At 31.8% G+C, this 25,105-nt stretch carries 23 protein-coding genes, 7 pseudogenes and 1 riboswitch; of the genes and pseudogenes, 22 read left to right on the top strand and 8 right to left on the bottom strand.

Going from position 1 to position 25,105, the window contains the following annotated elements:
- Positions 1–11 precede the first annotated feature (11 nt).
- Positions 12–696, bottom strand: a pseudogene (locus HMPREF3046_RS10405) (type 1 glutamine amidotransferase domain-containing protein).
- Between the two features lie 303 nt (positions 697–999).
- On the opposite strand from HMPREF3046_RS10405, the gene HMPREF3046_RS10400 reads away from it, so the two are divergent.
- The 3 genes and pseudogenes from HMPREF3046_RS10400 to HMPREF3046_RS10390 all read left to right on the top strand — a co-directional run bounded on the left by HMPREF3046_RS10400 (position 1,000) and on the right by HMPREF3046_RS10390 (position 3,304).
- On the top strand, positions 1,000–1,512 hold the full coding sequence (locus HMPREF3046_RS10400) for a DUF308 domain-containing protein (protein WP_070719356.1): 513 nt from the start codon (positions 1,000–1,002) through the stop codon (positions 1,510–1,512).
- A gap of 177 nt (positions 1,513–1,689) precedes the next feature.
- Positions 1,690–2,886 carry a 3M3SH-releasing C-S lyase gene (locus HMPREF3046_RS10395; protein WP_070719354.1) on the top strand — a complete coding sequence of 399 codons (1,197 nt, stop codon included), beginning with the start codon at positions 1,690–1,692 and terminating at the stop codon, positions 2,884–2,886.
- Between the two features lie 16 nt (positions 2,887–2,902).
- Positions 2,903–3,304, top strand: a pseudogene (locus HMPREF3046_RS10390) (carboxymuconolactone decarboxylase family protein).
- A 51-nt stretch (positions 3,305–3,355) separates the two neighbouring features.
- On the opposite strand, the gene HMPREF3046_RS10385 reads toward HMPREF3046_RS10390, so the two are convergent.
- The gene (locus tag HMPREF3046_RS10385; RefSeq protein ID WP_070719353.1) at positions 3,356–3,973 is read right to left on the bottom strand and encodes a CadD family cadmium resistance transporter; all 618 of its coding nucleotides are present in this window, start codon (positions 3,971–3,973) and stop codon (positions 3,356–3,358) included.
- Positions 3,974–4,234: 261 nt separating this feature from the next.
- Here HMPREF3046_RS10385 and lpdA point away from each other — a divergent pair, with 261 nt between their 5' ends.
- The 10 genes and pseudogenes from lpdA (at position 4,235) to rarD (ending at position 13,760) form a co-directional block, all read left to right on the top strand.
- Positions 4,235–5,587, top strand: a complete 1,353-nt coding sequence (gene lpdA, locus HMPREF3046_RS10380; protein WP_070719350.1) for a dihydrolipoyl dehydrogenase — start codon at positions 4,235–4,237, stop codon at positions 5,585–5,587.
- A 41-nt stretch (positions 5,588–5,628) separates the two neighbouring features.
- Positions 5,629–6,582, top strand: a complete 954-nt coding sequence (locus tag HMPREF3046_RS10375) for a thiamine pyrophosphate-dependent dehydrogenase E1 component subunit alpha (RefSeq protein ID WP_070719348.1) — start codon at positions 5,629–5,631, stop codon at positions 6,580–6,582.
- Between the two features lie 72 nt (positions 6,583–6,654).
- Entirely contained in the window at positions 6,655–7,695 is a 1,041-nt protein-coding gene (locus HMPREF3046_RS10370) for an alpha-ketoacid dehydrogenase subunit beta (RefSeq protein WP_070719346.1), read from the top strand.
- Between the two features lie 14 nt (positions 7,696–7,709).
- Positions 7,710–7,877, top strand: a pseudogene (locus HMPREF3046_RS11665) (biotin/lipoyl-containing protein); the annotation flags it as partial.
- A 174-nt stretch (positions 7,878–8,051) separates the two neighbouring features.
- Positions 8,052–8,993 (top strand): annotated as a pseudogene (locus HMPREF3046_RS10365) (dihydrolipoamide acetyltransferase family protein); the annotation flags it as partial.
- 153 nt (positions 8,994–9,146) lie between these two features.
- A complete protein-coding gene (locus HMPREF3046_RS10360; protein WP_002449459.1) occupies positions 9,147–9,485 on the top strand; it encodes a PadR family transcriptional regulator in 339 nt (112 codons plus the stop codon).
- Positions 9,475–10,248: a hypothetical protein gene (locus HMPREF3046_RS10355; RefSeq protein WP_070719343.1), complete on the top strand. Its 774-nt coding sequence runs from the start codon at positions 9,475–9,477 to the stop codon at positions 10,246–10,248. The genes HMPREF3046_RS10360 and HMPREF3046_RS10355 overlap by 11 nt, the downstream gene beginning before the upstream one ends.
- Positions 10,249–10,254: 6 nt before the next feature.
- Positions 10,255–10,470 (top strand): zinc ribbon domain-containing protein, encoded by a 216-nt coding sequence (locus HMPREF3046_RS10350; protein ID WP_002449335.1) that lies wholly within the window; start codon positions 10,255–10,257, stop codon positions 10,468–10,470.
- 187 nt (positions 10,471–10,657) lie between these two features.
- Positions 10,658–10,762, top strand: a riboswitch (TPP riboswitch).
- A gap of 197 nt (positions 10,763–10,959) precedes the next feature.
- On the top strand, positions 10,960–12,702 hold the full coding sequence (thiC, locus tag HMPREF3046_RS10345) for a phosphomethylpyrimidine synthase ThiC (protein WP_070719341.1): 1,743 nt from the start codon (positions 10,960–10,962) through the stop codon (positions 12,700–12,702).
- A 152-nt stretch (positions 12,703–12,854) separates the two neighbouring features.
- Complete coding sequence (gene rarD / locus HMPREF3046_RS10340) at positions 12,855–13,760, top strand: EamA family transporter RarD (protein ID WP_070719339.1); 906 nt, start codon at positions 12,855–12,857, stop codon at positions 13,758–13,760.
- A 78-nt stretch (positions 13,761–13,838) separates the two neighbouring features.
- Here rarD and HMPREF3046_RS11410 read toward each other — a convergent pair whose 3' ends face one another.
- The gene (locus HMPREF3046_RS11410) at positions 13,839–13,982 is read right to left on the bottom strand and encodes a hypothetical protein (RefSeq protein WP_176746085.1); all 144 of its coding nucleotides are present in this window, start codon (positions 13,980–13,982) and stop codon (positions 13,839–13,841) included.
- Positions 13,983–14,743: 761 nt separating this feature from the next.
- Between HMPREF3046_RS11410 and HMPREF3046_RS10335 the strand changes: the two genes are divergently transcribed.
- Entirely contained in the window at positions 14,744–15,262 is a 519-nt protein-coding gene (locus HMPREF3046_RS10335; protein WP_070719337.1) for an immunodominant staphylococcal antigen IsaB family protein, read from the top strand.
- Between the two features lie 47 nt (positions 15,263–15,309).
- Here the strand turns inward: HMPREF3046_RS10335 and HMPREF3046_RS11405 are convergent, their stop codons facing one another.
- Entirely contained in the window at positions 15,310–15,474 is a 165-nt protein-coding gene (locus HMPREF3046_RS11405) for a hypothetical protein (RefSeq protein ID WP_176746084.1), read from the bottom strand.
- A 307-nt stretch (positions 15,475–15,781) separates the two neighbouring features.
- Here HMPREF3046_RS11405 and HMPREF3046_RS11580 point away from each other — a divergent pair, with 307 nt between their 5' ends.
- Together HMPREF3046_RS11580 and HMPREF3046_RS10325 are read left to right on the top strand one after the other, a co-directional pair.
- Positions 15,782–15,970 (top strand): hypothetical protein, encoded by a 189-nt coding sequence (locus tag HMPREF3046_RS11580; protein WP_002454655.1) that lies wholly within the window; start codon positions 15,782–15,784, stop codon positions 15,968–15,970.
- 57 nt (positions 15,971–16,027) lie between these two features.
- Complete coding sequence (locus HMPREF3046_RS10325) at positions 16,028–16,648, top strand: hypothetical protein (RefSeq protein ID WP_053091519.1); 621 nt, start codon at positions 16,028–16,030, stop codon at positions 16,646–16,648.
- Between the two features lie 695 nt (positions 16,649–17,343).
- On the opposite strand, the gene HMPREF3046_RS10320 is transcribed toward HMPREF3046_RS10325, so the two are convergent.
- Positions 17,344–17,952, bottom strand: coding sequence for a stage II sporulation protein M (locus tag HMPREF3046_RS10320; protein WP_070719334.1), 609 nt, complete (start codon positions 17,950–17,952; stop codon positions 17,344–17,346).
- A gap of 572 nt (positions 17,953–18,524) precedes the next feature.
- Between HMPREF3046_RS10320 and HMPREF3046_RS10315 the strand changes: the two genes are divergently transcribed.
- Both HMPREF3046_RS10315 and HMPREF3046_RS11660 read left to right on the top strand, forming a co-directional pair.
- On the top strand, positions 18,525–20,783 hold the full coding sequence (locus tag HMPREF3046_RS10315; RefSeq protein ID WP_070719332.1) for an ATP-binding cassette domain-containing protein: 2,259 nt from the start codon (positions 18,525–18,527) through the stop codon (positions 20,781–20,783).
- Between the two features lie 80 nt (positions 20,784–20,863).
- Positions 20,864–20,974 (top strand): annotated as a pseudogene (locus HMPREF3046_RS11660) (winged helix-turn-helix transcriptional regulator); the annotation flags it as partial.
- Between the two features lie 83 nt (positions 20,975–21,057).
- Here the strand turns inward: HMPREF3046_RS11660 and HMPREF3046_RS10310 are convergent.
- Positions 21,058–21,207, bottom strand: a pseudogene (locus HMPREF3046_RS10310) (alcohol dehydrogenase); the annotation flags it as partial.
- A 499-nt stretch (positions 21,208–21,706) separates the two neighbouring features.
- Between HMPREF3046_RS10310 and HMPREF3046_RS11260 the strand changes: the two are divergent.
- The 3 genes from HMPREF3046_RS11260 to HMPREF3046_RS10300 all read left to right on the top strand — a co-directional run bounded on the left by HMPREF3046_RS11260 (position 21,707) and on the right by HMPREF3046_RS10300 (position 22,966).
- Complete coding sequence (locus tag HMPREF3046_RS11260; RefSeq protein ID WP_141755540.1) at positions 21,707–21,802, top strand: type I toxin-antitoxin system Fst family toxin; 96 nt, start codon at positions 21,707–21,709, stop codon at positions 21,800–21,802.
- 732 nt (positions 21,803–22,534) lie between these two features.
- The gene (locus HMPREF3046_RS10305; protein WP_029376785.1) at positions 22,535–22,741 is read left to right on the top strand and encodes a TM2 domain-containing protein; all 207 of its coding nucleotides are present in this window, start codon (positions 22,535–22,537) and stop codon (positions 22,739–22,741) included.
- 33 nt (positions 22,742–22,774) lie between these two features.
- Positions 22,775–22,966: a hypothetical protein gene (locus tag HMPREF3046_RS10300; RefSeq protein ID WP_070719328.1), complete on the top strand. Its 192-nt coding sequence runs from the start codon at positions 22,775–22,777 to the stop codon at positions 22,964–22,966.
- 108 nt (positions 22,967–23,074) lie between these two features.
- Here HMPREF3046_RS10300 and HMPREF3046_RS10295 read toward each other — a convergent pair whose 3' ends face one another.
- Entirely contained in the window at positions 23,075–23,845 is a 771-nt protein-coding gene (locus tag HMPREF3046_RS10295) for an ABC transporter permease (RefSeq protein WP_070719326.1), read from the bottom strand.
- Between the two features lies 1 nt (position 23,846).
- Entirely contained in the window at positions 23,847–24,542 is a 696-nt protein-coding gene (locus tag HMPREF3046_RS10290; protein WP_070719324.1) for an ABC transporter ATP-binding protein, read from the bottom strand.
- A 218-nt stretch (positions 24,543–24,760) separates the two neighbouring features.
- On the opposite strand from HMPREF3046_RS10290, the pseudogene HMPREF3046_RS10285 reads away from it, so the two are divergent.
- Positions 24,761–25,072, top strand: a pseudogene (locus HMPREF3046_RS10285) (recombinase family protein); the annotation flags it as partial.
- Positions 25,073–25,105: the final 33 nt, after the last annotated feature.

Raw genomic sequence — 25,105 nt, 5'->3', positions numbered from 1 at the left:
GAGTGTCTTATTTATTGTTTTTTTAATTCTAAGAATTTTTCAGCTACAGCTTTACCAGATTGTGGATTTTGACCTGTAATCACATGACCGTCAATAACAGCGAATTGACTCCAGTTGTCACCTTTTTCGTAATGTGCACCACGATTTTTAAGTTCATCTTCTGTTAAATAAGGAACTTTAATCTGCTAAGCCAACTGCTTCTTCTTCAGTATTAGAGAAACCAGTTACAGTTTTACCATTAATAATAGAATTACCTTCACTATCTGTAACATTTAATAGACCAATAGCACCATGACATACAGAAGAAACTGCACCGTTATTTTCATAAATTTTACGTGTTAATTCTTGTAAATCTTTATTATCTTTGAAGTCCCAAATTGTTCCGTGACCACCTGCGTAATAGATAATATCATAATCTTCAGCACGTACGGCATCTGGTGTAAGTGTACTACCAAGACGTGTCATGAAGTCTTTATCTTGATAATATTTCCAATCTAATTCAGACATCATATCTTCTTGTAGACTTGCCGGATCGATAGCTGTATAGCCACCTTCTGGACTAATATAATCGATATCATAGCCATTTTTGTATAATACATCTGCAAAGTGAACGACTTCACCCAACCATAATCCAGTTGGACGATTCATATTAGGATATTTTGAAACGCTTGTAACTACAACTAATGCTTTACTCATTGTATACCTCCTAAATTGTTTACGTAATTCATAATTACCCAATTTTAAAGAGGAGTAACACATACCAGGTATATTTTTTATATTAAAATTATAAATTCATTTGATTGAAAATCATTTTACAAAAGTTGTTTGAAAAATCTTAATGGTGGTACATACTAATATACAATTTACCAATTCTATGAATTCGTAAAAGTATCCTCACTAGTCAATCGATTAGTGAGGTTTTTTGTGTTCTAATGATAGATAAATTATACTTGTAGTAATCTTTAAATATAATTTTAAATATAAAAAGGAGAGATAATAATGGCCCATGATAATGGAAAATTAAATTGGTCAAGTTTAATCATTGGTACGCTATTACTGATTATTGCCGTGGTTATATTTAGTAATCCAGTTCAAAACTTCTATACACTGACTTGGCTGATTGGCTTACTCATTATGATAGGCGGTGTCATTCAACTTTTATTCCGTCGTACAGCAAAAAAACTCGTAGGAGTAAATACAAAATTAATTTTAATTAATGGTATTATCGATTTAATTTTTGGTATTCTTGTTGTATTTAATGTTGGAGCAAGTTCAGTATTTTTTGTATTTATGTTTGCGTTTTGGTTTATTTTCAGTTCGGTTATCGGTCTGTTTACACTATCACAACAACATCAATTACGCGGTTTATCAATTATCGTAAATATCTTAGGGATTATTTTAGGGATTATCTTATTATTTAATCCAATGATGGGTATGATTTTTGTTTCAACCTTAATCGCATTTACATTCGCAGTCTTGGGTGTGACATACGTCATTGATGGTCTAGCATAATATATGTATTCAAACATATTAAATTTTAAACTCTTCACTACTGTAATAGTGAGGAGTTTTTCGTTTAAAAAGTGTGTCTACTGCGTTGAATGAAAAGTAAAGTTAATATACAGAATATGGCGTAAGTATTAAAATGATAATTGATAAAACACATGAACATGTTTAGGAGGAAATCTCGTGAATTACAATTTTGATGAAATCATTGATCGTCGTTATACAAATGCAATGAATGTGGAAGGCTATAAAGGCTATCTTTTTGGTGATGCAGATACGTCAGATTTAAAAGATAATGATGAACTGATTCGTATGTGGGTAGCAGATATGGACTTTGGTACACCAGAAGTCGTATTAAATGCGATTCGTGAACGTTTAAATAAGAAAATTTTAGGTTACACAAACGTCTTCGGTTCTGAATATTATGAAGCTTTTGTATCTTGGACAAAGAAACGTTATGGTTTCACTTTCCCTCAAGAGCATCTCGTATTCTCTCACGGTATTGTAGCTGGGTTAATTGAACTTGTAGGTTATATTTGTGATAAGGATGATAAAGCATTAATTGTTACGCCGAGTTATGGACCATTTAAAATGGCATGTGATAAAAATCATATTTCAACAGTATATTCTCCACTAATCAATCATTATGGATATTATGAGATTGATTTTGATGATGTACGTAAAAAAGTAGAAACAGAAAATATTAAATTATGCATTTTTGCGAATCCACATAATCCAACGGGACGTGTCTGGTCAGAAGAAGAGTTAGCCACATTAGGTCAAATTATGAAAGACAATGATGTATGGCTCATTTCAGATGAAATCCATTGTGATATCAAACGTTCAGGTCAATCACATATCCCATTTGCCAAAGCTGTCCCGGATTACGACAAAATCATTACAACTATGTCTCAAAGTAAAGCCTTCAACATTGCAGGTTTAATGTTTTCAAATATCATTATTCAAAATGAATCACTTCTAAAGATTTGGAACGCACATCACTTTGGTACGGAAAATCCTTTAAGTGTAGTTGCCACGCAAGCTGCTTATGAAAAAGGCGAAGATTGGTTACAAGCAATGAATCATTATTTAGATGATAACTTTAACTATTTAGCAGATTTCCTAGAAAAAGAACTGCCACATGCAGAATTTAAAATTCCAGAGGCGACGTATTTAGCATGGGTAGATTTAAGCTATTATATTAAAGAAAAAGATATTGATGAATCAATGGCGAAATTCTTTATTAAAAACGCTGGTGTTATCATTGAAGGTGCAGAGCAATTTGTTCATAACGCAGAGGGCCATATTAGAATTAATATTGCAGTTCCTAGAGAAGTGATGAAAAAGGGACTACAGAAAATAAAAGCGGCTTTAGTTTAAATAGGAGTGACATATCATGGCTATTATTGAACCTTCACACATAGGTCATACACCATTTCAATGATTATTAGGTCATCACGAGGACATTATGAAGACGTGGTCAGCATTGAGTGACATACTAGAAAATACTAACGCGTTAAGCGCAGAACTTAAAGAAGATATACGCCGTATGCTAGCTCAGAAAAATGGTTGTCAATATTGTAAAGCAAAAGGCAAGCCTACCGGGAGTCTAACAGATGAAAAATCAGCAATATGTATAGGATTTACAGAAGTCTATATCAAACTGGGAGATCAAATACCTACAACGTACACAGAGATCTTAAAGTCTCATTTATCAGATAAAGAAATTATCGAACTTATTACATTCATCACATTTACAAATGCCCAACAACAATTTGGTGCGATAATGAAATTATAACCTTAAATAAAAGGACTCTAGCTTAGGTTAGAGTCCTTTTATAATTTTCATTTAAAATAACATTCCCCAAATCGTCTGCAAGGTGTGGTTTTCGATAATAATAAATAAACCAAGTCCAATATAAACCACTGCCATAATCCAACGGCTGAACTTCTCTACAGTTTCTCCAATTTCAGGAATAGATGCAAGCTTCTGTGCAGTAAACACTAAGACATAGATTAAAACTAAAAAGACGATTAATGTCACAATGAGTTCAGAGACGTTTAATGTGACAAAGTAAGGGACAAATAATCCGATGTTATCTGCTCCGCAACTCGCGATCGTCACTAACGCAACAGTACCAATTAGTTTAGTCAATCCATGTTTGTCTAGTTCTTGTTTCGCTCTTTTTTCTCCTTCACAATCATCAAAAATGGCTACTTTTAATCCTAAATAGATAGGAATAAGACCAAGTAAACCTAAAATCCATTTTTCAGGTACATAATTTAAGACAAAAGCAAAGAATAAACTTACGACAATCAATGTCACAGATCCTACATATTGACCAATATAAATATTTCTATATTCTTTTTTTGTATGTGCTCGCGCGAAAAAAATAAGCAAAATAACAAGTAAGTCGACTGCAGTTGCGATGTATAATATCGCAGCAGTAATGATAGTTTGAATCATAGTTTAAGTTTCCTTTTAAAAGTGATATTGAATAAAGTATAACGTATTTCAAATAAGAATTATATAGATTTTATTTTAAAATTTTTACCAAATTATTAATATCTACATTGTATGTAAAAATAAAAAACACTAAATAGTAAATAGTTTGAAAATTCAAAATATATGGTGTAGAATGAAAATGAAGAGATTAGAAAGCGCTTACAAAAAATCTCTTTATATTAAAAATAATAAAAGTTCTCTTATGGAAGGAGGCGTTCATTCATGAGTGAATCATATGATTTGATTGTGATTGGTGCAGGACCTGGAGGCTATGTATCAGCCATTCGTGCCGCACAATTAGGTAAAAAGGTGGCAGTCATTGAAAAATTCAATGCTGGAGGCACTTGCTTAAATGTCGGTTGTATTCCATCTAAAACATTATTGGAACACGGTGAAAAAGCACATAGCATTCAAGTTGCTAATGACTGGGGAATTACGACGAAAGAATTAAATATCGATTTTCCTAAATTTGTACAACGTAAAAAGAAAGTAGTACAAACACTTACGGGTGGCGTTAAACAGTTACTAAAGAAAAATAAAGTAGCTTATATTGAGGGAGAAGCAAGCATTTCAAAAGACTTAAACGTAAAAGTAAATAATGAAACGTATCAAGGTAAAGATATTATTTTAGCGACAGGTAGTAAACCATTTGTACCACCTATTGATGGATTAGAGAACGTCGATTATGAAACAACAGATACATTTTTCGATTTAAAACAACTACCTAAACAATTAGCAGTGATTGGCGGTGGTGTCATCGCAACAGAACTCGCTTCATCAATGGCTGATCTTGGCGTGAACGTAACCATTGTTGAAGTGGCAGATGATATTTTACTTACTGAAATTGATGATACACGTGAGTTATTAAAATCTCATTTAGAAAATCAAGACATTAATATTATTACAAAAGCGAAAATTAAAACAGTAGATCAAACTAAAATTGTACTTGATGGTCATGATGACGTCAGCTTCGACACGTTACTTGTCGCGACAGGCAGACAACCGAATACACAAGTAGCTAAAGATTTAAATTTAGAGATGGATGGCAAGTTCTTTAAAGTCGATGACCATTATCAAACAAGTCAAAAACACGTTTATGCGATTGGTGATTTAATCAAAGGCTATCAACTTGCACATGCTGCAAGTGCACATGGTATTCATGTAGCTGAAACACTTGCTGGTAAGCACCCACCACTTGTTCGTCAAGAGAACATTACACGTTGTATTTATACACGACTTGAAGCGGCATCCATTGGCTTATCAGAAGAGCAAGCCAAAGAAGCGGGATATGATGTGAAAGTCACACAATCAGCGTTTCAAGGTAATGCGAAGGCGCTCATTAAAGGGGAAAATGAAGGAATTATAAAATTAGTTATTGATCAAACATATGGAGAAATACTTGGCGCCTTTATTGTAGGTCCTCATGCGACAGACTTAATTGGCGAAGTCCTAGGAGTAAAAGCGTCAGAAGGTACAATCTATGAATTATCTGAAATAATTCAACCACATCCAGCATTATTAGAAGCGATTGGCGAAGGTGCGGATGCATACTTTGGTTCTGCAATTCATATGTAGTCGATAAATTTACGCCCTATGAAAGATAGGAGGAATTGACAATGAAAATGGAAAAAGAACAAGCACGTTGGATTTATAAAACAATGAATGAAATTCGATTTTTTGAAGAGAAGGTACACAAAATTTTTAGTGATGGTCAAATCCCAGGATTTGTACATTTATATGTCGGTGAAGAAGCCGTTGCCACAGGTGTCATGTCACAACTAACTGACGATGATTATATTACAAGTACACACCGTGGTCATGGACATGCTATCGCAAAAGGTTGCGATTTAAACGGTATGATGGCAGAAATCATGGGTAAACGTGATGGTTTAGGTCATGGTAAAGGTGGCTCAATGCATGTTGCCGAAATTGACAAAGGGATGCTCGGTGCGAACGGTATCGTAGGTGGTGGCTTTGGTCTTGCAATTGGTGCAAGTATTTCAATTATCAATCAAGGTAAAGACAATGTTGCGGTATGCTTCTTTGGTGATGGTGCCGCCAATGAAGGAACATTCCATGAAGGTTTAAACTTCGCTTCAATTTTAAACTTGCCAGTTATCTTTGTCTGTGAGAACAACCAATTCGCTGAAGGTACGACACACGACTATGCAAGTGCATCTGAAACGATTGCAGAACGTGCTTCTGCATATAATATGCCAGGCGTACGTGTGGATGGTATGGATGTTTTAGACGTCTATCAAGCGACACAAGAAGCAGTAGAACGTGCTAAAAAAGGTGAAGGTCCTACATTAATCGAATGTGATACGTATCGTAAATATGGTCACTTTGAAGGTGACGAACAAAAAGTAAAATCACCAGATGACCGTAATGCAGATAAAAATGCTACTGTAGAATTCAGAAAACAAGCGATTGAAGAAGGATGGTTAACTGAAGAAGAAGCGGACGATATTGAAAAAACAGCTGAACAAGCCGTAGAAGATGCTGTGACATTCGCTGATGAAAGTGACTTACCAGATGAAGATTCACTATACAAAGATGTTTTTGCATAAGAAACCTTTAAAACACTAAAACGAATGAATAGATAAGGACAAATGACCTAACCATATAAGGAGGTTTTTACGATGAGTGAAGAACGTAAATTAACATTCATGGGCGCGATTAATGAAGCCATTGACCAATCTATGAAAGAAGATGAAAATGTCATCTTAATTGGTACAGATGTTTCAGGTGGCGCTAAGGTAGAACATATTAAAGACGATGATACATTTGGTGGTGTGTTCGGAGTAACAAAAGGGCTTGCTAAAAAATATAGTCGTAAACGTGTCATCGATACACCTATTTCTGAACATATTACATTAAGTGCAGCTGTAGGGGCAGCTGCAACAGGATTACGTCCCATCGCAGAACTTATGTTTAACGACTTTATCGGATTTGGTTTAGATCCCATTTTAAACCAAGGTGCAAAAATGAGATATATGTTTGGCGGTAAAGCTAAAATTCCATTAGTTGTACGTACCGTTCATGGCGCTGGCGCAAGTGCCGCAGCCCAACACTCTCAATCTTTATACAATATGTTCGCAACGATTCCGGGTGTTAAAGTGGTCGTACCATCAAATCCATATGATGCAAAAGGATTATTAATGTCAGCGATTCAAGATGATAACTTAGTTGTCTTTTCTGAAGATAAAACATTACTTGGTCAAAAAAACAATGTGCCTGAAGAACCTTATACGATTGAGATTGGTAAAGCCAATGTCACACGCGAAGGTGATAATTTAACGATTGTCGCAATTGGTAAAATGGTTGCGGTGGCTGAAGAAACAGCTGACCGACTTGAAGAAGATAATGTTTCAGTGGAAGTCATCGATTTACGTTCAGTGTCTCCATGGGATCAAGATACAGTGTTAGAATCAGTGAAAAAAACAGGACGCTTAATTGTTATTGATGAATCAAGTCCACAATGTAACATTGCTGGTGACGTCGCTTCTGTGATTGGTGATATCGGATTCGATTATTTAGATGGACCAATCAAAAAAGTAACAGCACCAGATACACCAGTACCATTTGCATCTAACTTAGAAGCGGCATATATTCCAAATGCAGATAAAGTATTAGATGTCGCATCAGAATTGATTGATGACTTAAAAAAGGCTAACGCGTAGGGAGGTGTATCACAATGAGTGAAAATATTATTATGCCAAAACTCGGTATGACAATGAAAGAAGGTACTGTAGAAGAGTGGTTTAAATCAGAAGGCGATACAGTAGAAGAAGGCGAAAGCATTGTCACAATTAGCTCTGAAAAATTAACAAATGATGTCGAAGCACCTGCAAGTGGTACGTTATTAAAAATCAAAGTACAAGCAGGCGAAGATGCAAAAGTAAAAGCAGTGCTCGGTGTCATCGGAGAAGAAGGCGAAGACATAGGAAGCGATGACGATGATTCTGAAGAAACTACCCAAGAGAAAAAAGATAACGACACAACGTCTGAAAATCAACAAGCATCTTCAAATGAAGAACAATCTGATAAAAAAGATATAGAAAAAGAAGCGAAGCCTGAACAACGGGACCGTATCTTTATCTCTCCGTTAGCACGTAATATGGCTGAAGATAAAGATCTTGATATCACAAGAATTAAAGGTACAGGTGGAAATGACCGGATTACAAAACTCGATATTCAACGTGTAGAATCAGAAGGTTATGATTACGAAGGTGAAGCGGGTACGTCTAACGAAAGCGCATCTTCAACGGCACAAAATGTCGATGTGTCTAGCATTGGTGAAGGTCTAAACCCAATGCGTCAACGTATTGCTCAAAATATGAGACAAAGTCTTCATCATACTGCTCAATTAACATTACATCGCAAAGTCAATGCAGATCGTTTATTAGACTTTAAAGCTCGATTATCTGAGGAATTAAAAGATGCAGATCAAGATGTAAAATTGACAGTCACAGCGTTATTAGCTAAAGCAGTAGTTCTAGCATTAAAAGAATATGGTGCAATGAACGCTCGTTATGAAAACGGTGAATTAACAGAATATGATGAGGTACATTTAGGTATTGCGACATCACTTGAAGATGGCCTTATGGTGCCAGTCATTGACAATGCAGATACTAAAAGTATTGGCACTTTAGCAAAAGAAATTAAAACATCAGCTGAAGCAGTACGTGAAGGAAATACAGGTGATGTTCAACTGAGTGGCGCGACATTTACAATTACGAATATGGGTGCAAGTGGCATCGAATATTTCACACCCATTTTAAACTTAGGTGAAACAGGTATCTTAGGTGTCGGTGCTTTAGCTAAAGAACTAGTGCTTGAAGGGGATCATGTAAAACAAGTCTCTCGTATCCCATTAAGTTTAACTTTCGATCATCAAATCTTAGATGGCGCAGGCGCAGCTGACTTCTTAAAAGTACTTGCTAAATATATTGAAAATCCATATCTATTGATGTTATAGATAATAAATAACTTTTTATCATGAAGACCCCCAGGAGTCTAAAGTACTTCTGGGGCTTTATTTATATCCGACTATCTTACATTATAAGTTAGTTGACGTAGCTATTATTTTATACTATCTTATATTATAAGATAGTTAGTAAAAGGTGATCACATGACAATATCTAATCAAATAATGAAAGGACTTTTAGATGGAGCAATTTTAGGTCTTATTGCAAAAGGAGAAACGTATGGATATGAAATTCTTGAGAAATTAAAGGAACATCAATTCCCTGAAATCAGTGATGGCAGTATTTATCCAGTGCTCTTAAGACTAGATAAAAAAGGTTATGTACATACAACCATGCGTAAATCGGATAATGGTGGACCTAATCGTAAGTACTATACCATTTCAGAAAGTGGACTCAAAGAATTACAGCAATTTAAGGAAAAGTGGCAAGCTCTCAATAAAGGTATGAACCATATATTTAGGAGTGATAATGATGATAAGTAAAGAAAAAGAAGACTACTTATTTAAGTTAAAGGCTGAACTCTTATTTAGAGGTAAAGATGAACATGAGGTTAATGATATTATAGAAGAGTTAAGAGATTATTTTGAACTTGCCGAAAAGAATCAAGGTGATGTTAGTGATATTCTAAATACTCCAGTAAAAGATTATGCTGATCAATTCTCAGAATGTATAATTTTAACTAGGGGATTATTTAAATACTTAGCTTTATTTTCAGCATTTATGCTAGCTATTTTTATTATCCCAAACTTTTTTACAGAACAACTTAATGTAACAATTGGTTTTATTATTAATATCTTATTTATCTTTTGTATAACTACGATTTTACCTTTTTTCTTAATTAGAAAGGGTCTCGTAAAGTATGGAGAGCAACGACGAGTATATATTTATGCTTTTATATGGGGAGCAGTTATTTTTGGTTTCATCCTATTAAGTACGTACCTTACAAAATACTATCCCATTTATCATATCATTACACTAACTGAATCAAAAAGTGTGATTATAGGACTGATTCTGTTGTTAATTGTAATGATTTTATGTTTTATTTTGAAACAACGTTTGTTCGCTTTAGTGATATTTATTGTTTGTTTGCCAGATATAATTGGGTGGGTAGTTAAAATGTACAGTCGCTCAGAATCTCAATCTATTATTGTTTCACTGATCGTAGCTATTGCTTTATTGTTAATATTGAATATTGCGTTTTTCATCTCTACATTTAAAAAACGTAAAAATAAATTGAAGGAGTGATGTATTATGTCAGAAAATCAAAATCAAGGTTGTATAAAATGTGGGCATACAGAAATAGAAGAAGGAACGTTATCAGCAACAGGATCAGGATTGTCTAAATTTTTAGATGTACAACATAATAATTTTAAGACGATAACTTGTAAAAATTGTGGATATACCGAATTTTATAAACAAGATAGAAACAGAAGTAGAGATTTTATTGATTTGTTCTTTGGAGGATAAGTCAAAAGAATAGAACAACAGTAACCCTTGTGGTTGCTGTTTTTTAATCTTTAGGTAAGACTTCGGGTTGTATGAAGTTAGACTTTCGGATGTCTAAAAGTTGTAAAAACTGTTTAATATATTGACTTGATATTTATGGAATTTTAAGTCATTGTATAAGTGTAGGTTAAATAACCTATAATTTAATAATCTCTGCTAGGGGTGCTTTATATTGCTGAAAGGAACATCATGTTCCAACCCTTTGAACCTGATCTAGTTAATACTAGCGTAGGGAAGCCAGTGAGTCACTTTACAATGACATATGGATGATTTCATAATTTGATGAAAAGGTCAATTTAACTATTAATCATTTTCTTCATTATGATACTTACATATATTTTCGTATATATTCACTTATTCTTATGCATTCAGTATTAAGCTGAATGCTTTTTTTATGAATCATATAATCAGTGATATTTAGACCCTTCTAGTATTTAGGAGGCAATGTCAATGGAGCAAGAAAAAATCAATTTTAAAAGAACTTTCCCAGCAAGTAAACGTATTTTTAAAAAAGGCGAAGGTAAGGATAGTGATATCTTTGTACCATTTCGAGAAATTGAACTTTCTGACACCCAATTAGAACAACGTAGCTTTCAAAATGAACCTGTCGTAGTGTACGATACAGCAGGTCCTTATCATGATGACAGTTATGAGGTTGATATCAATCATGGACTTCCAAAGGTTCGCGATGCATGGATTGAAGCACGTGAAGACGTTGAACATTATGAAGGTCGCCGTATTCAATCGATTGATAATGGTTTTTCAAAAGAAGGTCATAAAAACTATGTAGCTCATCCATTTGAATACCAACCAAGACGTGGCAGTAAAGAGACACCTGTGACACAAATATACTACGCTAAACAAGGGATTATCACTAAAGAAATGAAATTTGTAGCAATTAGGGAACAAGTGGAACCAGAATTTGTAAGGGAAGAAATTGCGAGAGGACGCGCGATTATCCCTAATAATATCAATCATCCTGAATCTGAACCAATGATTATTGGTAAAAATTTCTCTGTAAAAATCAACGCGAACATTGGTAACTCTATTGTATCTTCATCTATTGAAGCAGAAATTGAAAAATTAGTATGGGCAACACACTGGGGTGCAGATACGATGATGGATTTATCTACAGGAAAAAATATCCACACCACTCGTGAGTATCTCTTACGTAACTCACCAGTACCAGTAGGAACAGTGCCAATCTATCAAGCGTTAGAAAAAGTAAATGGAGTAGCAGAAGATTTAACATGGGAAGCATATCGAGATACATTAATTGAACAAGCAGAACAAGGGGTTGACTACTTTACCATTCATGCTGGTTTACGTCTTCACTATATTCCATTAACCGTAGATCGTTTAACTGGGATTGTCTCTCGTGGTGGCTCAATCATTGCACAATGGTGTTTAGCACATCACGAGGAAAGTTTCTTATACACACATTTTGATGAAATTTGTGAAATCTTAAGTCAATATGACGTTGCGATTTCACTTGGTGACGGTTTACGTCCTGGCTCAATTTACGATGCCAATGATGAAAGTCAATTTGCAGAGTTAAAAACATTAGGTGAGTTAACGGATATTGCTTGGAAACATAATGTACAAGTTATGATTGAAGGTCCAGGGCATATTCCAATGCATAAAATTAAAGAAAACCAAGATTTAGCAGATTTCTATTGTAAAGAAGCACCCTTTTATACATTAGGGCCTCTTGTAACAGACATCGCGCCAGCATATGACCATATTACGTCTGCCATTGGTGCGGCACAAATTGCAAGCCATGGCACAGCGATGTTATGTTATGTGACACCTAAAGAACATTTAGGTTTACCAAATAAAGATGACGTACGTGAAGGTGTGGTCACTTATAAAATTGCAGCACATGCAGCAGATTTATCTAAAGGGTTACCAGGCGCAACAGAACGCGACGATGCAATTAGTAAAGCACGCTTTGAGTTTCGTTGGATTGATCAATTCAACCTCGCGTTAGATCCTGATCGAGCAAGAGAATTTCACGATGAAACATTACCAGCAGAATCAGCAAAAATTGCACATTTTTGTAGTATGTGCGGGCCCAAATTCTGTTCAATGCGCTTATCACACGATATTCGCGATTCCTACAAAGAACAACTTGCAGGCATGAAAGAGAAAGCCGAAGAATTTAGAGAAGGCGGTAATCAAATTTATCATTAACTAGAAAGTAGATAGATGATGAAGAAAGGTAGCGATTATATCTCGCTACCTTTTTTAATAGAAAAAACCCCTTAGATATACCCATTTCGTCTAACTACTGATACGATAGACTTATACATATTTCCAGGGTAATATTGCTAGGAGGGTTTAGCATGGATAATCATGCAGAATTTAAAAAAGGAATTTTATTTGCGTTAGGGGCGCATTTATTATGGGGAATTCTACCTATTTATTGGAGATTCATTCACGGTATTAGCGCATTTGAAATTTTAGCGTATCGCATTATCCTTGCGATGATTTTTATGATTCTAATGATTTTTGTATTAAAAAAATCACAAGTGCTTAAACATGATATCAATCAACTCGTAGCACATCCAATTCAACTTGTTGCGATTATCATTGCCGGTTATGTCATCACGATTAATTGGGGAACGTTCATTTGGGCAGTGTCTAATGGTCATGTGTTACAAACCAGTTTAGGTTATTACATTAATCCGTTAGTGAGTATCTTACTCGCATTTATTTTCTTAAAAGAGCGTTTCAATACATTTGAAACTTTAGCGATTGTATCAGCTGCAATTGGCGTCATTTACATGACAATAAAGATAGGAGAATTTCCTATGATTTCTTTATTATTGGCATTCTCATTTGGGATTTATGGGTTACTAAAGAAATTGGTACGTGTTGAAGCGATGAGTGGTATTGCGATTGAATGTATTGTGACAGCACCAGCAGGCCTGATTTATATCGTTTATTTATGGCAAGCACACCAATCATCAGTCGGTTTAAATATGAGTACATTTTTACTCTTATTCTCTGGAGCGGTGACAGCTGTACCACTTATTTTATTCTCAGCGGGTGCTCGTCGCATTCCGTTATCACTGACAGGATTTATTCAATACGTCAGTCCAACGATTATCTTTTTACTAGGTATCTTCGTATTTAAAGAAACATTCGATATCCATCAATTTATTACATTTATCTTTATTTGGATTGGTATTGCGCTTTATAGTATCTCTCAATACATTAAAATGAAACATAGTCCTAGACCAGAATAGAAAAAAGTATCCCTTTACTATTACTATCTTGTATAGCAAAGGGATACTTTATTTATCATTGATAAAAATTGATTTAAATTAGCCTAATGATCCATTAGCGCCAGCACTTTCTTCCTCAGCGTTATTTATATTTTTCCATAGAACACCTAAGAATACTGTAGCAATTGCTACAACACCTACATACTCAACAATTTTACGTCCAGGTGATTTATATCCAGTCATAATATGACCTCCATTTATCATTTTTACGTAATGAATTCGCATATTAAGGTATTCCCGTTTTTAAATTTAAAAAACATTTCCACTGTTAATTTTGATAAAGGTATTGTGGAGTGAACAAGATACATAGCTACACCAATGATTTTCATTACAGACCCTACCTCATTTAAATCTAAAAAGCCTACACATTTCCATGCTACATAGTCTTCATTTTTTTATGATTTACATTTCTAGCAATTGATACAATGTCCTGATGCTTTTTAACTTTTTATAGAATGACTATTGATATAGAAAGAAGTACCGTTAATAGCATGAAGCAGAAGTATGACAAATAAACATAGACATTATCTATTAAGTTTCTTCGCAAAGTAAGCAAAATAACTCATCATTATAGCGAAAATGACGGATGAAATGAAACAACGCACAATACCTAAATCTAATTTTAATAGTCGTTGTGCTAAGTAAAAGATTATAAAATAAACGATAAAAAAATATAGGAAATAACGTATTGTTTTCATTAGTAATCTCCTTATCAATTAAAACATGTATGATTTAATGCTAACATGTATTAAATATAAATTAAAAATAATGAAAGAATAAAAAAGTAGAGTAATATTATAAGTATTATATAATTAATTAGAGTTTCAATTAATTGTTTTTAAATAAATTTATATTTTAATTTATAAAAAGTTTGAATGTATGAGTGTAATATTATATATTAAAGGTGGAAGTTCATTATAATTCTATAAGAGGAGTGATCCATAATGAAGAAATTTGCAAAAGCAATGGTCGTTGGTGGTATTACTTTAGGAACAGTATTAGGGTTTAATGTAACTGAGCATAACGGTGTATCAAATGAAGCACATGCACAAACACAAACGTCACAAGGCTATCATTATAATTATCATGGTTATACAAAATCAGGTGGCGACTTTGTATTAAATTACACGTTCTATAATGCGTTAAAAGCTGGAAATGTGACATTTAACGGAATTAAAGTGAATGATCAGTATCAAAACGGTACATCAACAACAACGAAGTATGACCAAACATTTAATCAAGTCAAAGGCAACACGGCTGCAATGGTTGATTTTAAGGTCGCACCTAAAACAGTAAGCTTAGAACAAGTGAAAGACGTTTACGGAGATCATTATCAATATCAACCATCACTGACTGAGAAACAAACAGATGAAACAAATGGATTATACGGTTACACAGTAGGTAAAGGTCATATTACATTCCATGTCACGGATGGCTATGTGGATCATGTTGCTGTGTCATAATAGAATATATAAAAGAGTAGCACCTCATTGTGAGGTGCTGTTTTTTGTTAATCGAGTATATTGATTAATGTCATAATGAAAGTCAATATACAAGCAATGATAATGACTAACTTTCCTTTTTCAGTTTTCTCATGTCCATGTTGGTATTCTCGTAAAACAAATAACCATGAAATGATAACTAGCAATCCTAAAACAATACTAATAAATTTCATGTAATGATCTCCTTGTACATCTAGAATTCTTGTTTCAAACATAACGTGTTTTAAAATAACAATCAACTATCATTTTTGTACAATTACAATGATGATAAAAAGCATTACAATTATTTATTATAGCTGAATTTTTAAAAGTATAATTAGAAAGCTACGTATATCATTTGTTAAAACTATAATTTAAACATACCTAAGACACCTATTTATGTTCTAAGTTTTTACATATGAGAATAAAATATAATGATACAAATAGTTTTAGAAATAGATTAATATATAGATAAAAAAATATTATTAAAGGAGGATATTCATGAAAGATTCTATCTTTTGGAAGAAAGCATTTATTCCTGTGTATTTCATTGTGGCTTTCTTATTGTTTCTTCTTTTTAAATTTTACATACAGACTGATAACTTTTCTATATACATACTCATTTTTATTATAGCCAGCTTTGGAATAGCGTCTGTAATTTATAATTCTAAAAGTAAATATTGGAAATGATAAATAAAGAGATCATCTAAGAAGTTAAATATCTTAGATAGTTGTGAGGTTTTCATGATGAAAAAAATATTAAGTATAGCATTAATTAGTACTATATTATTAAGCGCATGTTCGATAAACATTATACAGGATGATAAAAATCGAGAGGATAAGGATAAGAAACAGACACAGACACAAGAATCACATAATAATAAAAACCATAATCAAAATACTCAACAAAATGAAGTTAATCAATCTACACAGAATAACGAAATAACACAACAAACTAAAGATAACCAATCTACTCATAATAATACTCAAGAGCTAAGTGAAGCACAGGCAATTCAAAAAGCAAAAAACGTTTTTAGTAGTGGGGCCTATCATGAGTTCAACATTGATCGAAATAGAACAAACGATCAAGAATATGTTGTCACATTTTTACTTAATGATGCAGTAGGATTTCCAATGAAAGCTGCAACAACAGTTAATAAAACATCAGGAGAAGTAGGAAATCTCATTGATGACAGAACTGAAGCAGATAAACAAAATCACATTCAACATGCTAATGAAAGTTCAATGTATAAAGGAAATAACAGTAAAAATAAAGAGATATATGGACGCGACTTCAGTCGTCCTAATGATAAAGTCATGGAAGAACAAAAACGACAAAATAATTCCAATCAATCTGAAAATAACTAATATATTATTTCCTAGGTGATTTCTATAGTTATTTATTTATGATTATGGATTTTCACAATGCTGCGTAACTAGTCACATGTTGCCAGTTAAGAGAATACTACTATGTAAAAATGATAATTATTTATATTTTTTCTGTATTTGCAACAAAACTGCATTTAATATATACGATTGTTTTATTGTCATTATGACATAGAGTATTATTAATTTTGAACATTTATACTGAGAAATTCAGTGATGAGGTGATTTATTATTCAAAATAACAGAATTGATAGTAATAAGCTCAGTACATTTCATCGTATTTCGTTTGTTATGAATATTTTCTTTTTAATTTTTATGGCTCCAATTTATAGTCTGGATAATGTCTACTTATCAGTTGCTTGGACTATTTTGGGTTTAATAAATGGTGTTTATTTATTAGTTAAACAAAGACATGGAAATACTAATAATCGTATGTGATGTACTGATAAAAAGAGCCTAAACACAGGCTCTTTTTTATTTTGAGCATTTTTCACATAAAACGTTTTGATTTTTAGCCCAACTTTTTAGATTTGTTACCCCATTAAGATTTTTTAAATTTGTGTGTATTGTTATATTTTCGTTTTTGTCGATTTCCTTATCACAATTACTGCACTTTAATTTTTCAAGAAACATAAAATGACCTCACTTTTTGCGATTTTGTATTCTTTTGTTTGTATTTAATTCATTAAATTTGAAAGCATATCAGCTACATATGTTTCAGTAAATGCTGCTAATATAACCAATGGTAAACAGACGAATAAATATGCTTTTAATAAATTAAATAAACTTATTTTGAAAGAGTAGTTTTGCTTTTTTTCTTTTCTGAATAGATTGGTTATTTTTCTTATAATTGATTTATTTAGCATATAAAGACCACTAATAAATATACAAAAACTCATAATTTCTAAAGTGTAATGTGGTATATAAGCGATTAAGTTAGTTAGACCTTTGTAAGTGTCAAAATGTATGAAAAAACCAAATAGTATTCCAGGAATAATAAGCGATACTATCAGATTTAAAGTATATAAAAATGGTATGGGTATTAATGCTAACAAAAACATTTGTATTGGAACATGAAAGCCATTATTTTGTATAAATCCCCAAACTTTTTTTAGACCTTGTGTTTTACTAACGCTTTCAGGTGAATTGGATCCTAATTGTTTTATAAATTCTTCTGAAGGATGAAAAAATAAAGCGATTGGAATTGTCATTAGTAGTAGAATTGTTGATAGTATAAAGAAATTTAATGCTCTTTTAAAATAATTTTGGTCTTTAATATTTAGTATAATTAACCCTTTCTTTTTTGTTTTTTGAAACGAGTATCATGAGTTTCTTCCTGTCCCGATAATTAATAACTTTATAATAGAACGTACTATATATTGAAGTGTATTTTATTTAAAAGTTCTATAAACATTTAAAGTACTGACATCTATCTTTTAATATTTGATATAACTCATTTTTACATAGCTCCTGTCTTTAAACAATACTGACAAATGAGTCATATTTTAAATTTTATAATTCTATTTATATTAATATGTTCGTAGATGACAAAAATTTTAGTGTTAATACATATTAACGCTATTGATATAAATATAGTGTAATTGAATTTTGAAAACATTTTTATAGTACTCGTTGATATTGTAAATGTATGGCAACAAGAACAGCCGCAGTTTCCTAGTTATGCCTCTGGAAGCTATGGACCTAAAGAAAGTGAAAAATTACTTAGGAAAGACGGATTGAATTGGTGGAATAATTTGTAATATAAAAGACTTGAAGTTGTCGTCTTTTGAATGAGTAGTTAATCATTGATTAATATGCAATAATCAATGTTGTAAAGATTATAAAGGGAGGATACTTAATGGATTTTATTAATATTACAGGTGCTTCACAAAATAACTTGAAAAACATAGATGTAAATATCCCAAAACACTTAGTAACCGTATTTACAGGACGTTCTGGTTCAGGGAAATCATCTTTAGTGTTTAATACTATTGCTGCGGAATCTGAACAGCTACTAAATGAAAGTTATTCCAGTTATATTCAATTTCATTTAAATCAACAACCCAGACCGAAAGTAAAAAAAATTAAAAATCTTCCTGTAGCAATGACAATTAATCAGAAAAGATTCAATGGAAATTCTCGCTCTACGGTAGGAACAGTTTCGGATATATATGCCTCCGTTAGATTATTGTGGTCTAGAATAGGCGAACCGTTTGTTGGCTATTCAGATGCATATTCCTTCAATAGTCCTAAGGGCATGTGTAAAACTTGTGAAGGATTAGGATATATTGAAGACATTAACTTAGATGAATTGCTAGATTGGGATAAGTCTTTAAATGAAGGTGCAATAGACTTTCCTTCTTTTGGCCCAGATAAAGAGCGTGGTAAAGCCTATCGAGATAGTGGTTTATTTGATAATAATAAAAAATTAAAAGACTATACAAAAGATGAATTAGAATTATTTTTATATCAAGAGCCAATGACGTTAAAAAATCCTCCTAAAGAATGGAGAAAGTCAGCTAAATATGTAGGTCTAATACCTAGATTCAGTAGAATATTTTTAGGCGATAAAGAATTTAATAAGAAACGCTACGCCAAACATCTTAAAAATGTAGTAAATAATAAAATATGTCCCACATGTAAAGGTCAACGTTTAAACTCGAAAATATTAAGTTCTAAAATTATGAGTAAAAATATTTCTGATTTCACACAAATGACGATTAAGGAAAATTTAGAGTTTCTTAATAAATTAGAGGATCCAACAGCTAAATATATTATTGATCCTCTCAAAAAGCAGTTAGAAGCATTAGAATATATTGGATTAAGTTATTTAACGCTTAATCGTGTCACAACGACATTATCAGGCGGTGAAGCGCAACGTCTTAAATTAATACGTCATTTAAATAGTTCTTTATCGGATTTAGTTTACATTATAGATGAACCAAGTGTTGGTTTGCATCCGGAAGATATAGCTAAAATCAATGAAATTTTAAAATCTTTAAAAGACAAAGGCAATACTGTGTTAATTGTTGAACATGATCCCGATGTTATTAAAGAAGGAGACTATATCATAGATATGGGACCAGGTTCAGGAAAAAATGGTGGTGAAATCACATTTGAAGGAACATATAATGAATTACTATCTTCAAATACTTCGACAGGTAACGCATTACGTAACAAACATAATTTAAAAGAGAATATTCGTGAAGCGAACCATTTTTATAATATCGGTCCTGTGACACAAAACAATTTAAATAACGTAAAAACGTCTATACCTAAACACGTATTAACAGTCTTAACGGGCGTTGCTGGTTCAGGTAAGAGTACCCTTGTTAAAGCAGGTTTTGAAAATAATGACCATACCATCTTTATTGATCAAAAAGCAGTTCAAGGATCTAATAGATCTAATCTATTAACGTATTTAGGTGTTTTTGATAGTGTAAGAAGCTTTTTCAGTAAAGAAACAGGCTTAAATAAAGCTATGTTTAGTTATAACTCAAAAGGTGCTTGTCCAAATTGTGGTGGAAAGGGCTATATTAAAACGGAACTTGCTTTTATGGGTGATTTTTCACAGACATGTGAAGTTTGTCATGGTAAACGTTATAAACAAGAAGTATTAGATGCTACCATAGATGGGTATTCAATCGCCGATGTTCTCGATTTGACGGTTGACGAAGGTATTATTTTCTTTGATAAAAAGAATGATATTAAGTCAAAATTACAATCTGTAAGTAAAACAGGTTTGAATTATATGTCACTTGGACAACCTTTATCCACTTTGTCTGGTGGAGAGATTCAACGCGTGAAACTAGGACAACATTTAGATGAAGAGATAAAAGATAGTATTTTTATTTTTGACGAACCAACCACAGGCCTACATGAATCGGATATCCCTATATTGATGGAGTGTTTTGATGATTTAATTGATCAAAACAATACAGTTATTTTGATTGAACATAATTTATCGATTATGTGTGAAGCAGATTGGATCATCGATGTCGGCCCAGGTCCTGGATTGGATGGCGGAAAGGTCCAATTTAGTGGAACACCTAAAAACTTTATTGATAGTTCAGAAACATTGACATCTAAACACTTGAAACGCTATATCAATCAGTAGAAATAGAAGAGTTGGATGAGTTTATATTTATTATAGTCATTCAACTCTTTTCTTATCATAGGTTCTTTCAATATAGAAATATTGTAAGAATTGTCTATCCAGTAGTTCCACCAAAAGTTGAGTATAAATTAACAAACATAGGAAAAACACTCGATAAAGTAGTTTATGCAATTTGTGATTGGGGGGGGATGAATTTCTGGAAGAAATTTCTAAATAGAAAAATGCTAAAATTTAAATATATATGTAAAAGACGCCTCAACTTTGAACGAGTTATTCAAAGTAAGGCGTCTTTATCTATATGGTATTGTAGTTTTAAAATAACTTTAATAGTATTATTTTTTTTCTGATCAAAGATGTCATAAGCTTCTTTTACATCTTCTAACGGCATAGTATGAGTGATAATTTCTGTTGGATTATTTACTTCACATACTTCCATATTTTTATATCCTTGATAAGTAACTGATTTCATACAATCATCCTCTTTTAGCCAATATGCTCCTATTATTAAAATACAAATTCAAACGAGTAAATTAAGTAATTATTATTTTGTGTTAAATATACATAATTTACATATAAATCATGTGAATTTATTGAATATAATCATTTTTTTAAAAAAATAGTATATATAATAAAAGGAGGATATTCCTCATTCATTCACCATCAATTTTATTTTCTTATAGGCCTCACTATCTCAGAATATCAATGTAACTAATTTTTCTATTATTTACCCCAAAATAAAGCTTAAAAGTAGATATATCAATATTACTCCAACAATGATTTTGAACCATATAAAAGAATTTGAAAAATACAAGGAGAGAGAAAAACAGAAAATAATACATAATTTAACTTATTCGAAGATGATATAATATACAGGTCGCCTATCTCTCAGGCGTCAATTCAGACGCAGAGAGGAGGTGTTATTCATGCTAGAAATTCTTGTTCACATCACGATCACAGTCATCAGTGGTTGTATTGTTGCGTTATTTACGCATTGGCTACGTAATCGCAACGATAAATAGGCGACTATAGCCACACCTAAAAAATCCCCTCACTATTGCCGTAGTGAGGGGATTGGTGCATTCACACTAGAATTCTTGTTAATCATATTATAACACTGGTTAGTAGAGGAATGCAAAAATGTATTTAATAAATATTTTATCATGATTCAAAGTATTCGTTATTTCTTTAAATATTAGAATTACTTAATGCCTAAATTGTTCTAATGATTTAAGCTTTAAACCTATTTAGTAATCCTATTATTAAAGCTCGTTTTTAAGATTAATTATATCAACTAAAAACATAACTACAAAGGGTAGTTTATATCATCATAAAGTATTAACTTAAGAAAAAATGACAATATAATAACTGAAAAAATGAGCCAATATATATAGTCTTGGAACTTAATAAAAAATTAAAGGGCTTCATTTTTTGTTTTTAAATTTCATTATTAAAGAGCCAATAGCTACAAGTATTAGGAATGTAATTATCCAGCTTATTATAGTTATTAATATATTCGGTTCCTCCTTCATTAATACTTATAACATATTATAAAAATGAAAAAATTGCGAATATATCAATACTAATAGGCTTATATTACTTTTAACAATAAATTGTTATAAAAGTTTTTTAAACAGTTTTAACTACAGGAAGTGTAAATGCACAAGGTAACAGCTCAACTAACACCGAGTCGTTAAAAAAACTTCAAGATGAAGGTACTGTGTATAAATCAATTAATTAAAGGAGTGGAAATCATGCAAGTTAATAAATATGTTTACTCTGCATTAGCATTTTTTCTAGGAGGTTTCGGGGCTCATAAGTTTTATGTTAAGAAAAATAAAAATGCTCTTCTTTATTTACTATTTTGTTGGACTGGAATACCGGGTGTGATAGGTATGGTAGAAGGTGTTTTAACACTTATGCGTCCGAGCGATAGTGAAAATAATATAGAAATAAATTAAAATAAAGGTGAAATTAAAAAAGGAGGAGATATTTTGAATAAAAAAAATGAGTTCGATATGACTTTTATTATGTCTACTGTTTTGAATATTTTATTTTTAGCTGGGTTAACTTTTTTAGTTCAATCAGAAAATTTATATATTTTAATTCCGTATACTATTTTGACTTTTATAAATGCTGTTTATCTAGTTGTTAAAGCTATGAATATTGCTAAAAATAGAGCATGACATTTAAATTTACTTTTGTATTATTTGAATACATTCTAACCCCCTCACTATTGTTATTGTGAGGGGGTTAATATATTATTTGTTAATCACAAGATACATTGAACTTATTTAGATATTTTTCTTTCTAAAGACAAATACAACAAGAACTAAGAAAATAAATATATAAACAATATTACCAATAAATAATTCATGTAATTCTAATTTTGTAATTTCTTTAAAACTTTTATCAATAATTTGAACCATGATATTCATCATGTTAATTGGATTCCATTTTAACCATTCCCATTTATCAATAACAATTGTTAGTAAGCCCGATAAAATAGAAGTAGCAAAATAAAAGACGATGCCGACTGCAATAGAAACACCTGGACTTTTCATTGCACATGAGATTAATAAAGTAATGCTTAAAACTAACCAAGTTCCAACGAATGTACCTAATCCAGTTAATAACAATTTACTTAATAGTGATAATTCACTACCTTTACTCTCAAGTAAATTAATATCGTTAAAGAAAATAGCCCATAAAATAATACCTATAGCTATTGTAATAATAAAATAAATTAACGAAAAAATAACTAAGGTTACGATTTTACTAATAATGATACTTGATCTTGTATATTTACGGTAAAGCAGATTTTTAATTGTACCATGATAAAATTCCATTGAAATGATTGTACTGGCTTGAATAATTAATAAGAAGATGAACCATGAAAACCCACTAAATGCTGATGAAATAGCTAATTTTGGAGAAAAAACATCTTCATAATTTTTTGAAACTACTGCTTGAGCAAGCATTAATAATATAATAATAATAGGTATAATAAATGTTGATTTCTTTTTGAATAACTTGAAACACTCTTGTTTGATTAGCGTACTCATTTTATGATTGCTCCTCCTTATCTATAATATCTAATAATACATTTTCTAAATCATTATCCTCGTATTTATTTAATTCTTCTTCTGTAGTTTCTGTTACAATTTTCCCTTTATTGATAATAAAGATAGAATTGGTGATTTTTACTAATTCACTTAAGATATGACTAGAAATTAAAAAAGTAACACCCTCTTGTGCCTTTTTAATGATAAGTTCTCTAACATCTCGTACAGCTTTAGGATCTAAACCATTCATAGGTTCGTCTAAAATAATTAATTGAGGTTGATTCAAGAAAGCTATTGCGATACCTAATTTTTGTTTCATACCAAGGGAGTATGTTTTTGCTTTGTTATGTATATATTCATTCATTTTGAGTTGTGAGACAATAGTATCAATGTCATTAGAATTTTTAGATTCATTTAAAAGCTTTAGATTGTCGTAGCCTGACATGAATGGATATATTCCCGGACTTTCAATCAACGCGCCAATATTACTCTTTTTATGTTTATTTTCAATAACATTAAATTGTCCTTTTTGATAACTTGAATAACCCAATATAACTTTCATTAAAGTTGTTTTACCTGCTCCATTAGCTCCTACAAGACCAGCAATTTGACCCCGATCTAACTTTAATGAAACATCTTCAAGAATAGTTTTTTTACCTATCTTTTTGGTTAAATGTTCTACTGTTAAAACATTCATATGATAATCTCCTTCTAAGTTATTAAAATTTTTAATATAAATCTAAACTTAATTTATCATAAAAAGGAACTAAGTTAAATTTACATAAAATAACATAGATATAAAATTGCGGGATATTGTAGGTTATAGGTACACCCTAATCATACAAAATGAATTGTTGAAATTACAGCAATTAAAATGTATGATTAGGGTGTATATTAATTATGAGGTGAAACTAAATGATTGTGGGCTATGCGCGGGTATCATCAGTAGATCAAAATTTAGAAAGACAACTTGAAAATTTAAAAACATTTGGTGCTGAAAAAATTTTTACAGAAAAACAATCAGGTCAATCTATAGAAAACAGACCCGTCTTTCAAGAAGCATTGAACTTTGTGAGAATGGGAGATCGTTTTGTCGTGGAATCAATTGATCGTTTAGGTCGTAATTATGATGAAGTCATTAATACCGTTAATTATCTTAAAGAGAAAGAAGTACAATTGATGATTACCAGTCTACCAATGATGAATGAAGTCATTGGTAATCCATTATGGTTCTGTTGCAAAGTTGAATTTATAGTATAA

Source organism: Staphylococcus sp. HMSC070D05, assembly GCF_001815595.1.
GTDB classification, from domain to species: Bacteria; Bacillota; Bacilli; order Staphylococcales; family Staphylococcaceae; genus Staphylococcus; species Staphylococcus hominis.
Note: the sequence above shows the minus strand (reverse complement) of the source record. Positions and strands in the feature narration are given on the sequence as shown.